The 14443-nt window shown below is 58.2% G+C and carries 11 protein-coding genes, 1 tRNA gene and 1 riboswitch; of the genes, 2 read left to right on the forward strand and 10 right to left on the reverse strand.

Annotated elements, in window-relative coordinates:
• Position 1: 1 nt before the first annotated feature.
• Positions 2 to 2422, reverse strand: coding sequence for a circularly permuted type 2 ATP-grasp protein (locus ACSQ3H_RS20280; protein WP_436118703.1), 2421 nt, complete (start codon positions 2420 to 2422; stop codon positions 2 to 4).
• Between the two features lie 32 nt (positions 2423 to 2454).
• Positions 2455 to 5796: a DUF2126 domain-containing protein gene (locus ACSQ3H_RS20285; protein WP_436118704.1), complete on the reverse strand. Its 3342-nt coding sequence runs from the start codon at positions 5794 to 5796 to the stop codon at positions 2455 to 2457.
• A 546-nt stretch (positions 5797 to 6342) separates the two neighbouring features.
• Positions 6343 to 6533, forward strand: a riboswitch (cobalamin riboswitch).
• On the opposite strand from ACSQ3H_RS20285, the gene ACSQ3H_RS20290 reads away from it, so the two are divergent.
• Positions 6515 to 6673: an iron chelate uptake ABC transporter family permease subunit gene (locus tag ACSQ3H_RS20290; RefSeq protein ID WP_436119514.1), complete on the forward strand. Its 159-nt coding sequence runs from the start codon at positions 6515 to 6517 to the stop codon at positions 6671 to 6673. Its footprint overlaps the riboswitch before it by 19 nt.
• Here ACSQ3H_RS20290 and cysQ read toward each other — a convergent pair.
• The 8 genes from cysQ to ACSQ3H_RS20330 form a co-directional block, all read right to left on the reverse strand.
• Entirely contained in the window at positions 6670 to 7479 is an 810-nt protein-coding gene (gene cysQ / locus ACSQ3H_RS20295; protein WP_436118705.1) for a 3'(2'),5'-bisphosphate nucleotidase CysQ, read from the reverse strand. The genes ACSQ3H_RS20290 and cysQ overlap by 4 nt on opposite strands.
• A 195-nt stretch (positions 7480 to 7674) precedes the next feature.
• Positions 7675 to 9624, reverse strand: coding sequence for a sulfate adenylyltransferase subunit CysN (gene cysN / locus ACSQ3H_RS20300; RefSeq protein ID WP_436118706.1), 1950 nt, complete (start codon positions 9622 to 9624; stop codon positions 7675 to 7677).
• Entirely contained in the window at positions 9624 to 10529 is a 906-nt protein-coding gene (cysD, locus tag ACSQ3H_RS20305; protein WP_436118707.1) for a sulfate adenylyltransferase subunit CysD, read from the reverse strand. The genes cysN and cysD overlap by 1 nt, the downstream gene beginning before the upstream one ends.
• 294 nt (positions 10530 to 10823) lie before the next feature.
• Entirely contained in the window at positions 10824 to 11144 is a 321-nt protein-coding gene (locus tag ACSQ3H_RS20310; protein WP_436118708.1) for a helix-turn-helix domain-containing protein, read from the reverse strand.
• Positions 11137 to 11493, reverse strand: coding sequence for a type II toxin-antitoxin system RelE/ParE family toxin (locus ACSQ3H_RS20315; protein ID WP_436119515.1), 357 nt, complete (start codon positions 11491 to 11493; stop codon positions 11137 to 11139). The genes ACSQ3H_RS20310 and ACSQ3H_RS20315 overlap by 8 nt, the downstream gene beginning before the upstream one ends.
• 54 nt (positions 11494 to 11547) lie before the next feature.
• Positions 11548 to 12003, reverse strand: coding sequence for an RbsD/FucU family protein (locus ACSQ3H_RS20320; RefSeq protein ID WP_436118709.1), 456 nt, complete (start codon positions 12001 to 12003; stop codon positions 11548 to 11550).
• A gap of 26 nt (positions 12004 to 12029) precedes the next feature.
• Positions 12030 to 12962, reverse strand: coding sequence for a ribokinase (rbsK, locus tag ACSQ3H_RS20325; RefSeq protein ID WP_436118710.1), 933 nt, complete (start codon positions 12960 to 12962; stop codon positions 12030 to 12032).
• Between the two features lie 153 nt (positions 12963 to 13115).
• Positions 13116 to 13190 (reverse strand) — tRNA-Gln (locus tag ACSQ3H_RS20330).
• 164 nt (positions 13191 to 13354) lie between these two features.
• On the opposite strand from ACSQ3H_RS20330, the gene ACSQ3H_RS20335 reads away from it, so the two are divergent.
• The gene (locus ACSQ3H_RS20335) at positions 13355 to 14350 is read left to right on the forward strand and encodes a glycoside hydrolase (RefSeq protein ID WP_436118711.1); all 996 of its coding nucleotides are present in this window, start codon (positions 13355 to 13357) and stop codon (positions 14348 to 14350) included.
• Positions 14351 to 14443: the final 93 nt, after the last annotated feature.

The following is a 14443-nucleotide window of genomic DNA, read 5'->3' on the forward strand; positions in this document are numbered from 1 at the left end:
CTCAGGCGAAATAGGTGTCGGAAATCGTATCGGATAGCGTGCCGATTTCGTAGGCAATCGTGTCCAGCTTTTCGGGCGTGAGCTCATGTGCCTCCATGATCGCAAGTTCCGTATGCAGGCGCAGCACTTCCTTTGAAAAGACAGGCATTTTTGTGCCCGTATCGCGCGCCGGAAGCAGACCGAACTCTGTCTTCAACGCGTCGAGCTGGAAGATGATCGAGCGCGGATTGAGCGGATCGAGCGCGAGCAGATCGAGCACACTGAGACGTCCGGAATAGACGCTGTACTGCCGCCGGTGGGTCATGACGCTATCGCCGATCTCCAGCAGCATTTCCAGCGCACCCTCAGCCGCATCGTGACGCGACAATGTCGCCAGAACGCGCGCCATCTGGATGCCGCGCTCCAGGCGGCGGCCGATTTCCAGGAAACGCCAACCGGTGAAGCGATACATGTTTTCATGCACGAGACCGGAGAACCCGGCAAGCTTGCGCAGGATGATCGTCATGGCGCGGGTCGTGTCATCGCCGGGTGAAACGGCATCCTGGAAGCGGTGGATGGTCTTGGACAGATCGCGCAATGCCAGCCAGCCGTCGGGCGAGAAACGGTCGCGGATGCGCCCGGCGCTAAGCATCGCGCCATCGATCGAGCGCTGCAGTCCCTTCGGAATGGCGGTATCGAGATTGATGCCCAGCGGCTTAAGATGGGCACGCATTTCCGTCAGCAGCGGAATATCCATATTGGCCGCTTCGGCATAGCGCGCATGGCAGGCGCGCAGGATCCGCGCTGTCCCTTCAGCACGTTCGATATAGCGCCCCATCCACATCAGATTTTCGGCTGCGCGGCTCGGCAGTGTGCCCGGCACATTGCGGCGGAATGTATCATCCTCGCGCGGCAGCAGCGTATCTTTCGGCACAGGTCCGCTAGAGGTAATCCAGACATCTGCCGCCTGCCCGCCACGTTGCATGGCAATTGCTGCGGTATCCATCGTGCGGCCGACGCGCGCAAAGCCACCGGGCATGAAACTCCAGCCATCCTTGTGGCGTGCAGCGAAGACCCGAAGCACAAAAGGCCTTGGTTCCAGCTTGCCGTTTACGTAGACCGGCGTGGTCGAGAGTTTGACCGCCTCCTGGCCGACCAGTCCGCGCCCATCCTTCTGCAACCGGGCGAGAAGCGCCGCCCTGGCATCAGCATCGAGCGTCGAGCCGAGCACCGTCGCGTCCACGTCCTCGAAGGGCAGCCGCGTCGACAGTGCCGGGCCGACCATCATCTGGTCGAGGCGATCCATGACATGCTTGCGCTCTTTCTCCTGTCCGCACCACCATGTGGCGATGCTCGGCAGGGCAAGATCGCGATTGTGCAGCGCTTTGGAAATTGCGGGCAGAAACGCCAGCAACGCACGCGTTTCCAGAATGCCGGAGCCCAGCGCATTGACCAGCGAGACTGACTGCTGACGCAGTGCGCTGACGATACCCGGCGTGCCGATCCACGAGTCCGGTTTCAACTCCAGTGGGTCCATGTATGCGGCATCCATGCGCCGCCACAACACATCGACGGGCTTGAGGCCGGACACGGTCCGCACCATCACCCTGCCCTTGCTGACTGTCAGATCATCGCCTTCCAGAAGCATGAAGCCGAGATAGCGGGCGATATAGGCGTGTTCAAAATAGGTTTCGTTGTTGGGTCCGGGCGTCAGGATCGCGGCACGCCCCTGCGGATCGGTGACAAGACCCTGCAGCGCATCGCGGAAATCCTTGAAGAATCCCGCCAGCCGGTGAACATTCATGGCGCCGGAAATATCCGAAAGCGCCCGCGTCGTCGCAACCCGGTTCTCTAGCGCGAAACCGGCACCGGAGGCCGCCTGCGTGCGATCACCCAGCACCCACCATTGACCGTTCGGAGCCCGGCCAAGCTCAAAAGCGCAGAAATGCAGAAAATGGCCGCTCGCCGGCTTTACGCCCGCCAGCGGATGCAGGAATTCCGGATTGGAAGCGATCAGATCCGGCGGCAATATGCCATCGCGGATAAGTTTGGTTTCGCCATAGATATCGGCGACGATATCCTCCAGGAGGTCGGCGCGCTGTGTGAGCCCGGCGGTGATTGACTGCCAGTCGTTCTCATTGATCAGGATCGGAATATGCGCCAGCGGCCATTCGCGTTCCTGCGTGCCGTTTTCGTCATAGATGCGATAAAACACACCCGCATCGAGCAAATACTGGTTGGCGCGGGCAAAACGCGTCGCGAGTTTTTCCGGACCGATCTGATCGAGCGTGTGAAGCAGTGTTTCCCAGCCCGGCCGCACCGCGCCTGAAGGGTCGATCATCTCATCGGCGACATTCCGAAGAGGCGTATAGCTCGCAAGCAGGCCGGCACCGGATTTCATCTCGGCTTCGGGCAGCGATTGTGCTGGCTTGCTTGCGGACATGCTTCCTTTCAGTCTCCCGGCCTTTCCTATACTCAATTCGGACGCGGCCTTCGCAGATCGAGCGTCATCGGAAACTCAGCCGCGGGCTGTTCCTTCCTGAGCTCGTATCCGCCAGCCGTATGCCCGCGCGGTTCAAACCGGGTCAGCCTGCGCGCCTCCGCCTCGTTCGAATTGACCGGGAACGTATCATAGCTCCGCCCGCCCGGATGTGCGACATGATAGACGCAACCGCCGATAGCACGTCCCGACCATTGATCGTACAGGTCGAAAACCAGCGGCGTGTTCACCGGGATCATCGGATGCAGCCCGGAGCGCGGCTGCCAAGCCTTATAGCGGACGCCTGCGACAGCGGTGCCTTGGGTATCGGTCATTTTCAGCGGCACTTCGCGACCATTGCAGGCGACGCTGTGGCGTGCGGGATTGAAGCCCTCCACCTTGACCTGAAGCCGTTCGACCGAGCTATCGACAAAGCGCACCGTCCCGCCAATGGCGCCCTGCTCGCCCATGACATGCCAAGGCTCCAGCGCCTGCCGGAGTTCGAGCTTGACGCCTTCATTCTCGATTTCACCGCAGAACGGAAAGCGGAATTCAAGCTGCGCCTCAAACCATTCCGGACGGAAATCGAAGCCGTTCTGGCGCAGGTCAGCCAGCACATCGAGAAAGTCCTGCCAGACGAAGGCCGGTAGCATGAAGCGGTCATGCAGCGTGGTACCCCAGCGCACAAAACTGCCCTCGATAGGCTTGTTCCAGAATCGCGCGATCAACGCTCGCACCAGCAATTGCTGTGCAAGGCTCATGCGCGCGTTGGGCGGCATTTCAAAACCGCGGAATTCGACCAGACCAAGCCGTCCTGTCGGGCCATCTGGCGAAAACAGCTTGTCAATGCAGATTTCCGAACGATGCGTGTTGCCCGTGACATCGACCAGCAGATTGCGGAATAGCCGGTCGACCAGCCATGGCAGCGGCGGCGTACCCTTGCCGGGCAATGGCACTTGTGCCATGGCGATTTCGAGTTCGTAGAGACTGTCATGGCGCGCCTCGTCGAATCGCGGTGCCTGGCTGGTCGGTCCGATGAACATGCCCGAAAACAGATAGGACAGCGCAGGATGGCGTTGCCAGTGCAGAACAAGGCTCTTCAACAGATCAGGGCGCCGCAGGAACGGACTGTTGTTCGGTGTCTCGCCGCCGACAACGACGTGATTGCCACCGCCTGTGCCGGTATGGCGGCCATCAATCATGAACTTGTCGGCACCAAGTCTTGTTTGCCGCGCTTCTTCGTAGATCGCTGTCGTGGTTTCGACGCACTCACGCCAGTTCGACGCCGGATGGATATTCACTTCGATCACGCCCGGATCCGGCGCAACGCGAATAACATTGATACGATGATCCTGCGGCGGACCATAGCCTTCGATGTGGACCGGCAGCCCGAGCTTTGCCGCAGCAGATTCCGCCGCGCCGACCAGTTCCAGATAGTCTTCCAGCGCCTCGACGGGCGGCATGAAGACACTCAACCGGCCGTCACGCGGTTCGACCGAAATGGCCGTGCGCACCGCACCACCGATCTCGCCAAGCTCTTGCTCGACACGCTCCTGTTGATTGCCCTCAGCCGCCGTGAACGAAGCCACGGTTTGCGGCGCATTCCGCGCCGCAGGGGCTCCCGGTTGGGCTACCGAATCCGGCAGAGGACCGCGCTCGACCGACGGATCGACCGGGACGATAAAGGGATATTCCGATGGAGGAACATGCGGCAAGGATCCCAGCGGCAGCCGATAGCCAACAGGAGAATCCCCCGGCACAAGGAACAGTTTGCCACGGCGCGTCGTCCATTTCTCGCTGCGCCAGCGCGGGCCGGCGGCGGCCTGGCTGTTCCATCGCTGCACCGGCAGAACGAAACCCGTGGGTTCCGTCAGTCCGCGCTCGAAGACGCGGGCCATGCGGCTGCGCTCTTCGGGGTCCTTCAGCTTTGAATTGGACGGATCGACATTCGCGGGGAGGTTGCCTTCCTTGACGATCCATTCCGCCGGGTCTTCATAGGCAGGCGCGACCATCTCGTTCTCGACGCCGAGCACCTCGGCTATGCCGGTGAGAAGCTTGCCCGCATCCTCCGGCTTGACCTTGGCCTTGCTGTTTTCCGCTGCGATCAAATCCGGATTGATCCAGATCGGCTTGCCGTCCTTGCGCCAATAGAGCGAAAAGGTCCAACGCGGCAGGCTTTCGCCCGGATACCACTTTCCCTGCCCGTAATGCAGGAAGCCCCCCGGCGCAAAACGCTCGCGCAGACGGCGGATCAGCTTGTCGGCCTTTTCGCGTTTTGTCGGGCCGACGGCATCGGTGTTCCACTCGCCGGACTCGAAATCATCGATCGAAACGAATGTTGGCTCGCCGCCCATGGTCAGGCGCACATCGCGCTCTATCAGGAACGCGTCGACCTTTTCGCCAAGTGCATCCAGCGCGGTCCAGGATTCATCCGAGAACGGCTTGGTGATACGTGGGTGTTCGGAAACGCGGGTGACGCGCATGTCGAAGCCGAATTCGACATTTGCGGGTTCCGCCATGCCGGAGATGGGCGCGGCGTTTCGGTAGTGCGGTGTGGCAGCAAGCGGCACGTGGCTTTCGCCAGTCAAAAGGCCGGATGTCGGATCAAGGCCAATCCAGCCTGCACCCGGCAGATAGACTTCGCACCAAGCGTGGAGATCGGTGAAATCCTTGTCAGTCCCGGCCGGTCCGTCCAGCGAAACCAGATCGGGCTTTAACTGGATCAGGTAACCGGAAACAAAGCGCGCGGCGAGTCCGAGATGGCGCAGCGCCTGCACCAGCAGCCAGCTCGAATCGCGGCAAGAACCTGTGCGTACGTCGAGTGTAACCTCAGGCTCCTGCACGCCGGTTTCCATTCGAATGACGTAGCCGACCTCGCGCTGGATACGCGCATTGAGGTCCACGACGAAATTCACCGTGTTGGTCGGCGTCCGGTCGACAGTCGCGAGAAAATTCGACAGCAGCGGGCCGATTGGCTCAGGTTTCAGATAGATCGAAAGGTCTTCGCTGATGTCTTCCGGATAGGCGAAAGGCCAGGTCTCGGCAACGGGTTCGACGAAGAAGTCGAACGGATTGTAGACCGTCATGTCCGCTATCAGATCGACCTCGATCTTCAGCTCCGTCACCGGCTCCGGGAAGACGAAGCGCGCCAGGAAATTACCATACGGATCCTGCTGCAGATTGACGAAATGATTTGCCGGACTGACCTTCAGCGAATGGCTCAGGACTTTCGTGCGGGAATGAGGCGCAGGTTGCAGGCGGATCACTTGCGGCCCGAGCATGATCGGGCGGTCATATTTGTAGTGGGTCAGATGATAGACTGCTGCGTGAATTGCCATGTCGCCTCAAATTGTTTTTCTGAAATGCTCGTCCCGCATGAAACCTAGCCTACTCCATCCCGTTGTTAAATGTCCCCTGCCAATTATTTTAGCATATCAGATGTTTGCCGCATTAACGGGCTTGCACTAGAAATTCATCCCGGCGCGCGCAACCTGGAACCTCATCTCCCTGCAATGATGCAACCCTGCATTCGTTGCAGCCATGGTCGAACAAAGCCACCTTCGTTTCGTTTTGCGAGTGAAGCAGCAAGCGCCGAGCCAGCCGGTGCATCGGAGAAGATTGGCCTCTCCGACCTAAGGGCAAGGGCCTTGCTCGCAAGACAGGAGGTGACGCTATGTGGTTCTTACCACTGCGTATCACCCTGGAATTGAAAAAGACCCGGACGAGCTGGACACTCACCATCCGGGTCCTCTTTTAATAGCCAGGAAAACGGAAGGCAGGCGAAAGCTTGCCTTCCACTCCCCAACGAAACATAGCATTTCTCTATTTTTTTCCAAGCTCTATATGTTTCAGCGAAAGAGGTTTCATGCGAACGTTCTTTCATCTAATGATCGTCACTGATGGTTTCTCCGGCAAGACAACGCTGGAGATGAAAAGGGAACACGGTGAGGCGTACCCAAAAGGGACCGAGACCGTGGCTGCCCCCGCAACTGTAAACGGTGAGCGATGATCCCGCATGTCGCCCGGCGTTTTGCCGGTCAGCTCCACGCGGGCCTGATCCTCACCTGCGCACTGCTGGGCGCAACGTTGATCCTCCTGAGCGACCTTGCAGCACGGCTCCTGCTCGCGCCGCAGGAACTGCCCATCGGCATTGTCACAAGCTCGATCGGCGCGTTTTTCGTGGTGACGCTGCTGTTACGGAAGCGCTCGGGCTAGAGCTTTCCGCGGGCCACAAAGCTCGGATTGGCGAAATCAGCGTCATTGGCCTGATTGCGGCGGCCATAGGTCAGCGGCTTGCCGTCAAGTGTCAGCGTGATCCCACCCGCAGCGCGCAACACCGCATCGCCTGCTGCCGTGTCCCATTCCATCGTGCGGCTCAGCCGCGGATAGATATCCGCCTCGCCTCGCGCCACCAGTCCGAATTTGATCGATGAACCGACCGACACGCAATCGGCGATGGTGAATTCCTTCAAATAATCGTCAGTTTCCGGCGTGCGGTGCGAGCGGCTGGCGACGGCGATCATTTCCTTCGGCGCAGTCCGGCACGAAATGCTGTTGCGCGTGGTTACGCTCCCCATGTGGTCGATGGTCACTTCCTGCGCACCCTTCGGCCCGCCGGTAAATAGCCACCCACGCACCGGAGCATAGACGATACCCAGCACCGGAGCGCCGTGTTCAATCAGAGCGATATTGACGGTGAAATCACCGTTGCGATTGACGAATTCGCGCGTTCCATCGAGCGGATCGACCAGATAGAAGCGGTCGCCGAGATCACCGGGCACATGCCCGCCAGAAATCTCTTCTTCCGCCACAATCGGGATTTCCGGTGTTGCACGGCGCAGCGCCTCCAGAATAATGGCTTCTGCCGCGTGGTCTGCCGCCGTCACCGGCGATTTGTCGTCTTTCAACGCAACGTCGCAGCCCTCTATATAGATGCGCAGAATTTCGCGCCCGGCGGCAATCGCCGTCTCTTCAAAGATGGAGAGAAGCGCGGTGTAGTTGATCGGAAGTAGAGTATGCATAGATATTTCCGGATTACGCTGCGATGGTGCCACCTTACCCTCCCCTTGTGGGGAGGGAGGCTGCGAAGCAGCAGGGAGGGGTTCTTTGCAGCGATTAATCTGGCAATGGCTTTGCGCCTTTTTTGTATTCAGGAAAGCCCCTCCCCGGACCTACGGTCCGTCCCTCCCCACAAGGGGGAGGGTAAGAAGCGGCACTTAAATCGACCACGAACTTTGATCGTAGTTGAAGATGATGCCATGTTCAGTGAGCAGCTTTTCGACTTCGGAAGCAAGTTCCTCTGTCGTCCGGCCAACGGTCTTCAGGTGAAGTTCCGGGTTCTCCGGCGCCTCGTACGGCGAGTCCACACCGGTGAAATTCTTGATTTCGCCGCGCAACGCCTTGGCATAGAGCCCTTTCGGATCGCGCCGTGCGCATTCCTCGAATGGCGTATCCACGAAGATTTCCATGAACTCCCCATCACTCAACAGCTCGCGCACCATCCGGCGTTCGGAGCGGAAGGGCGAAATGAAAGAGACGAGCACGATCAGGCCCGCATCCGCCATCAACTTTGCCACCTCGCCGACGCGGCGGATATTTTCGACGCGATCCTCCTCGGTGAAGCCGAGATCGCGATTGAGGCCGTGGCGGACATTGTCGCCATCGAGGATGTAGGTGTGCTTACCGAGCGAAGACAGACGCTTTTCAACCAGATTGGCGACCGTCGATTTGCCTGACCCCGAAAGACCCGTGAACCACAGCACTGCCGGCTTCTGGTCTTTCTGTGCGGCACGCGATGCCTTGTCGACGTCGAGCGCCTGCCAATGCACGTTGGAAGCACGGCGTAGCGCGAAGTCGACCATGCCGGCGCCGACGGTCGCATTGGTCAGACGGTCGATCAGGATGAACGAGCCCGTCGAACGGTTCGATTTGTAGGGGTCGAAGGCGACCGGCTCCTGCGTCGAGATATTGACGACGCCGACTTCATTCAGGTCAAGCGATTTGGCCGCTTCCTGCGCGAAACTATTGATATCGATTCGATATTTGAGATCGGTGATCGTCGCAGTGACCTGATCGGTTTCCGTACGCAGGATATAGGAACGACCCGGTATCAAGGCGTGTTCGGCGAACCACACGACGTTGGCGGCGAACTGGTCCGCGACTTCCGGCCTTGCATCCGGGGCAACCAGCATATTGCCACGCGAGACCTCGATCTCGTCATCGAGAACGATCGTGACCGCCTCACCCTCACCAGCACTTGCCAGATCGCCATCCCATGTGACGATGCGCTTGACGCGCGAAGACTTGCCGGATTTGGCAACCACTATTTCATCGCCCGGTGCAACCGTGCCCGAAGCTATGGTGCCGGAGAAACCGCGGAAATCAAGATTGGGCCGGTTGACGAATTGCACCGGAAAGCGGAACGGACGTGCTTCGTCCGCGCTGTCCAGCGGCACGTTCTCCAGATGCTGCAGAAGCGCCGGTCCCTTGTACCAGGGCAGGTTTGCCGATGGACCGATGACATTGTCGCCAAAGCGCGCCGAAAGCGGGATCGCCTGTATTGTTTTGAATCCGAGTTTGCTCGCAAACTCCTGATAATCCGCAACAATCTTGTCGAAGACATCCTGCGAATAATCCACGAGATCAATCTTGTTGACGGCAAGAATGATGTTGCGAATGCCAAGCAGCGACGCAATGAAACTATGGCGCCGTGTCTGGCGCAAAATGCCCTGCCGCGCATCGACCAGCACGATGGCAAGGTCTGCAGTCGAGGCACCCGTCGCCATGTTTCGGGTATACTGCTCATGGCCAGGCGTATCGGCAACGATGAACTTGCGCTTTGGCGTCGAGAAGAAGCGATAGGCGACATCGATGGTGATGCCCTGCTCGCGCTCGGCTTCCAGCCCGTCGACCAGAAGGGCTAAATCGATATCTTCGCCGTTGGTGCCATGCTTGCGGCTATCTTTGGTCAGCGCCGCCAGCTGGTCCTCAAAGATCAGCTTGGTGTCATAGAGCAACCGGCCGATCAGCGTGGATTTGCCGTCGTCCACAGACCCGCAGGTGAGAAACCGCAGCAGCGATTTCTTTTCCTGCTCGGCCATATAGGCATTGATTTCCTCGGCCGCTGAAGCTGCGGGCGAAACCTCGATCTGGGCCAACTTTCTCATCAGAAATAGCCCTCACGCTTCTTCTTTTCCATCGAACCGGCCTCGTCCTTGTCGATCATACGGCCCTGCCGCTCGGAGGTGCGGGAAACCAGCATCTCGCTGACGATTTCCGGCAGCGTTACCGCGCCGGATTCGACTGCGCCAGTCAGAGGATAGCAGCCAAGCGTACGGAAACGCACCATCTTCTGCTGCAGCACCTCGCCGGGCAGCATCTGCATCCGCTCATCGTCGCGCATGATCAGCATGCCGTCGCGCTCCACCACCGGACGTCTTGCGGCAAAGTACAGCGGAACGATCGGAATTTCCTCCTGCATGATGTATTGCCAGATATCGAGTTCCGTCCAGTTCGAGATCGGAAACACGCGGATCGATTCACCCTTGGCGACGCGGGTGTTGTAGATCTTCCACATTTCCGGCCGCTGATTTTTCGGATCCCAGGAATGCTGTGCATTGCGGAACGAGAAAATCCGCTCCTTGGCGCGGGACTTTTCCTCGTCGCGCCGCGCCCCGCCAAAGGCGGCATCGAAGCCGTACTTGTCGAGCGCCTGCCGGAGCGCAACAGTCTTCATGATGTGGGTGTGCGTATTGGAGCCATGCGTGAAAGGACCGATGCCCTGTTCGATGCCTTCCTGATTGCTGTGAACGAGAAGGTCGAAGCCGAGGCGCTGAGCTTCTGAATCACGAAACGCGATCATCTCCTTGAATTTCCACGTGCTATCGACGTGGAGAAACGGAAATGGCGGCTTGGCCGGATAAAAGGCCTTCATCGCGAGATGCAGCATGACGGATGAATCCTTGCCGATGGAATAGAGCATCACAGGATTGGAAAAAGTCGCCGCGACCTCGCGAAATATATGGATTGCTTCGGCTTCAAGACGCTGGAGATGCGTCAGGTTCTTGGTCATGAAAATTACTATCCACTCTCGTTGGCGGGCGTCTGGCGCAACAATATCGGCTGAATCACGCGGCGTATCAATATTGCCATTGTTCGCGGCAACATAGTGGAAGGGCGCAATTTAAGGAAAGGATGGTTTCACAAGGGAAACGAAATCCGCGCCAATTTATTGCCGTGAACCACAAAATATCAGAACACCATTCCAAAGCGAGGCAAAGCCGGAGTCGGGCTTTTTTAAAACTCGCAATCCGTGGAAAATTGATCCAGCATATTTGTGCAGCGCTACTTGTGGTCTATTACCCATTCAATTTAGCACGTCTAGTCCATGCTTCTCCACAACGGTAAGTAGCTTCAATGCCAATCCACTGGGTCGCTTCGCTCCGCTTTCCCATTTCTGAATCGTCGATTCACTGGTATTCAGATAGCGTGCGAACACTGGCTGGCTCACGTGATTCCTCTCACGAAGTGCCTTTATCGCCTGGGGTTCGAACTCCGGGACTGTCAGACTATTCTCGTCGAAACTCCGTAGTGTAGCCTTGCTGATAGCCCCAACCTTATAAAGCGCCTTGGCCGAGGAATGAATTGCTTCAAACGCATCGGACTTGTATTTGCTAGCTTTAGTCATTGCATATCTCCACAAAATCTCCGTCCTGCAGTAATTGCTGGAGCTGCTTCGGCGTCAGCCCAGAATATGCTTTCACAAGTTGCCGGAAACTCAAAAGCTCATCATCTCTGATGTTGGCCCTATCCTTTTTGGCGAACAGATATTCGTAGACCCAAAACCCGTCCGGCTTCGCGAGGATGATTGATCGGTGCATGTTCTCATTCAAACGTTTCTTGAAAACGCCGCCGCCTAAATCGTCCACTTGCCCGAGAGACACCTGTTGGATTGCCTTACAAAGTTCTGCATCTTTGATGCGTGCCTTGCGAGCCGCCTTTGTGAACCATGCCGTTTTGAACGTCCGTTCTATCATGGCGATAGATAGCACTAGGTCCTACTTTTTTCAATCCTGAAAATTGTGATTATTTCAGGCTGCTTCCGGTGGGATCACACCCTTGGCGAATATAAAGCACCCATAAAACCGGCGCTCGCCGGTGGCGATGACGCAATAGGCATTCTTGGCGTGTTCATAAAAAGCCATACGGTCGATGGAAACCATTGGCCAGTGCTTGCCTTCGGCCCGATCGATCTCGGCCTGCATCTCCACCTGGACGTCGGGTATCTCGTCGGGACTGCCAACGATTTCCATACGCGCCGCAGCGTCATCGATGAACGTATCGAGCGGCATGACCGAGAGAATAGCGCGCGCAGCCCGTGGCGCGGTCACCGCGTCGATGCGCAACAACCGGCCGAGCCGTGTCTGACGCGCGATGGAATCGCCTGGAAAATTCGTGTCGCATATGACCAGCCGGTCACCATGGCCCATGGCTCTCAGAGCATAGAGCACGTCCGCATTCAGCAATGGATCCAGGTTCTTGAGCATGATTCCTCCCGGTACGTTTAGATTGATTATCTGATCTGATTCTGCCTCAGGAATTGATCGAATTCTTCGGCCTTTGCATAGGACTTCTGTGTACCTTCACGCGTAATCGAGTCAGCCGCATAGAGCGCTGCCTTCCTGAGCGAGGCTTCGAGCTCGCGGCCTTCCACATAGTAGCGGGCAAAGCTGCCGATGAAGGCATCGCCAGCCCCGGTCGTGTCTTTCGGCGTGACCTTGAGAGGCTCGATCAATGTCGAGGAATTTGCTGTGATCAGGCGCGCGCCGCGGGAGCCGAGTGTGACAATAACCGTGCGGATGCCCTTGTCGATCAAGGAACGAGCCGCTTTTTCGATCTCGTCATCGGTTCCGGTGGGCATGTCGGTCAGCAGCGCCAATTCGGTTTCGTTGGGAACGACGAAGGTCGCCTTGGTAACCTGTTTCGGATCGAGATCCGGCGCGGCAGGTGCGGGATTGAGAATCGTTTCGATGCCATGCCGGTCGGCGAAGGCGATCGTGTAGTAGACCGTCTCGAGCGGCACTTCCAATTGCATCAGGATAAGATCGCAGCGCTTCAGGTCTTCTGCAGCCGCGTCGATGTCAGCGGGCTTCAGATCATTGTTCGCGCCCTTGATGATGAAGATCGAGTTCTCGCCGCTCTCATCGACGAAGATCGGCGCAACGCCGCTCGATTTGCCGGCAACGGTCCCGACATGGGAGATATCGATTCCATTGCTTTTGAGGTTGTCGATGGTGCTTTGACCGAAGACGTCGTCGCCGACCTTGGTGACCATCATCACGTCGGCGCCAAGCCTTGCGGCAGCGACCGCCTGATTGGCGCCCTTGCCGCCAAAGCCCATCGAAAATGCCGGTGCTTCCAGCGTCTCGCCTGGTGCTGGCATGCGGATGATCGATGTTACGAGATCGGTCATGTTGCTGCCAACGACCGCGATGCGACGTACCATGTCAGTTTCCTCTTTTGATCAACAGTCTTTTTGCAACCGATCTATAGCAATGATTGACCGGAAAGAAACAGCTCTTGCTGTGCTTGGTTGTGGAAGGAGCGGCCAAATTCGCTGCTGCGAACTGATCAAGTAGAATTTTGGCGATGAAAAGACTGGCTGGGGCGGGAGGGTTCGAACCTCCGAATGGCGGTACCAAAAACCGCTGCCTTACCACTTGGCTACGCCCCAAAATGTCAGCGCCGATCTGAATATTCGGCGTGACAGCGCGGCCTTATAACCTCTGGTTCCAGCTTGTGCAATGTGAATGATCGGAGAGTTTGTCGCTCTTCACAATTGTTTCCGCAATATTTTCGTGACAAGGGTGGCTCGTTTCACGTCGAGGATAACCACGCTTGGCCGCCATCATCGCTCCTTTTCTTGCCGCTGCCGTTGCAAGTGCCGTCTTGCTGACGATCATCATGCGGACGCTGCCTGCGGACTTCCTCGGCGCCGCGGTGACCGAGCGCTCCAACCACACGCAGGCGGCGCGGCAATTGGGCGGCCTCGCCATCGTCCCGGTGATCGTTGCCTCGCTGTGGATCTTTGGTCCTCCAGCCGGGCTTGATAGCCAGTTTCTAAGCTCCGCGAGCCTTGCCGCCGCCCTATTGTGGGTTGTAGGTTTCCTCGATGACCGCCACCATCTGCCCGAAACAATCCGGCTTGCTTCGCAACTCGCCGCCTCGGCGGTTGCCGTCTATGGGCTCGGGGCGGATTTTCGGCTGCTGCCGGAACTCCTGCCTTTCCTTGTGGAGCGCGGCCTTCTCGTTCTCGCCCTGGTCTATTTCATCAACCTGACCAATTTCATGGACGGGCTCGACCTGATGGTTGTGTCTGGACTGGGCATACCCCTAGCCCTGCTTGCGGGCTTTTCAGCCTTCGGGCTGGCGGCGCTCGGGACCGGCAGCCTCGCCGCTTCGATTGCAGGCGGGCTCGCGGGCTTTGCCATCTTCAACCGGCCGAAAGCCAGCGTTTTTCTGGGCGATTCCGGCAGCCTGCCTATCGGCTTGCTCAGCGGCCTCGCCTTCTTCCGGCTTGGCCATGATCTGTCGATCTGGGCCGGACTGATCCTGCCGCTGTTCTTCATAGCCGATGCAACGTCGACGCTGTTCATGCGGTTGGCGGCTGGCGACAACATTTTCACCGCCCATTCCAAGCACGCCTATCAGGTAGCGAGGCGCTCCGGCTGGTCGGTCTGGCGTATCGTTATCAGCGTTGGCCTGCTCAATCTTGTCCTCGGGGCCTGCGCCGCTGCAGCGGCAGAACATGGTCTGTTTCGAGTCGCAGGTATTCTCGTCGCGGCGATTGGCGTCGGGTTCGTTCTGCTCCGCTTTCGGACCAAATCCAGCTAGGAGCCTGAACCAAAATTCGTCAGGGGGTGGCGAAAATGGTGGTTTTCGAGCACCGACGCGCAGCGTACATTTGGGTACGTGAGCATCGGAGCA

This window comes from Phyllobacterium sp. LjRoot231 (genome assembly GCF_964253365.1).
In the GTDB taxonomy this organism is placed as follows: Bacteria; Pseudomonadota; Alphaproteobacteria; order Rhizobiales; family Rhizobiaceae; genus Phyllobacterium.

Excerpts from the sequence above, each read along its gene's own strand:
- ACSQ3H_RS20280 (WP_436118703.1), bottom strand. The coding sequence starts at position 2,422 with ATGTCCGCAAGCAAGCCAGCACAATCGCTGCCCGAAGCCGAGATGAAA.
- ACSQ3H_RS20285 (WP_436118704.1), bottom strand. The coding sequence starts at position 5,796 with ATGGCAATTCACGCAGCAGTCTATCATCTGACCCACTACAAATATGAC.
- cysQ (WP_436118705.1), bottom strand. The coding sequence starts at position 7,479 with ATGCATACTCTACTTCCGATCAACTACACCGCGCTTCTCTCCATCTTT.
- cysN (WP_436118706.1), bottom strand. The coding sequence starts at position 9,624 with ATGAGAAAGTTGGCCCAGATCGAGGTTTCGCCCGCAGCTTCAGCGGCC.
- cysD (WP_436118707.1), bottom strand. The coding sequence starts at position 10,529 with ATGACCAAGAACCTGACGCATCTCCAGCGTCTTGAAGCCGAAGCAATC.
- ACSQ3H_RS20310 (WP_436118708.1), bottom strand. The coding sequence starts at position 11,144 with ATGACTAAAGCTAGCAAATACAAGTCCGATGCGTTTGAAGCAATTCAT.
- ACSQ3H_RS20315 (WP_436119515.1), bottom strand. The coding sequence starts at position 11,493 with ATGATAGAACGGACGTTCAAAACGGCATGGTTCACAAAGGCGGCTCGC.
- ACSQ3H_RS20320 (WP_436118709.1), bottom strand. The coding sequence starts at position 12,003 with ATGCTCAAGAACCTGGATCCATTGCTGAATGCGGACGTGCTCTATGCT.
- rbsK (WP_436118710.1), bottom strand. The coding sequence starts at position 12,962 with ATGGTACGTCGCATCGCGGTCGTTGGCAGCAACATGACCGATCTCGTA.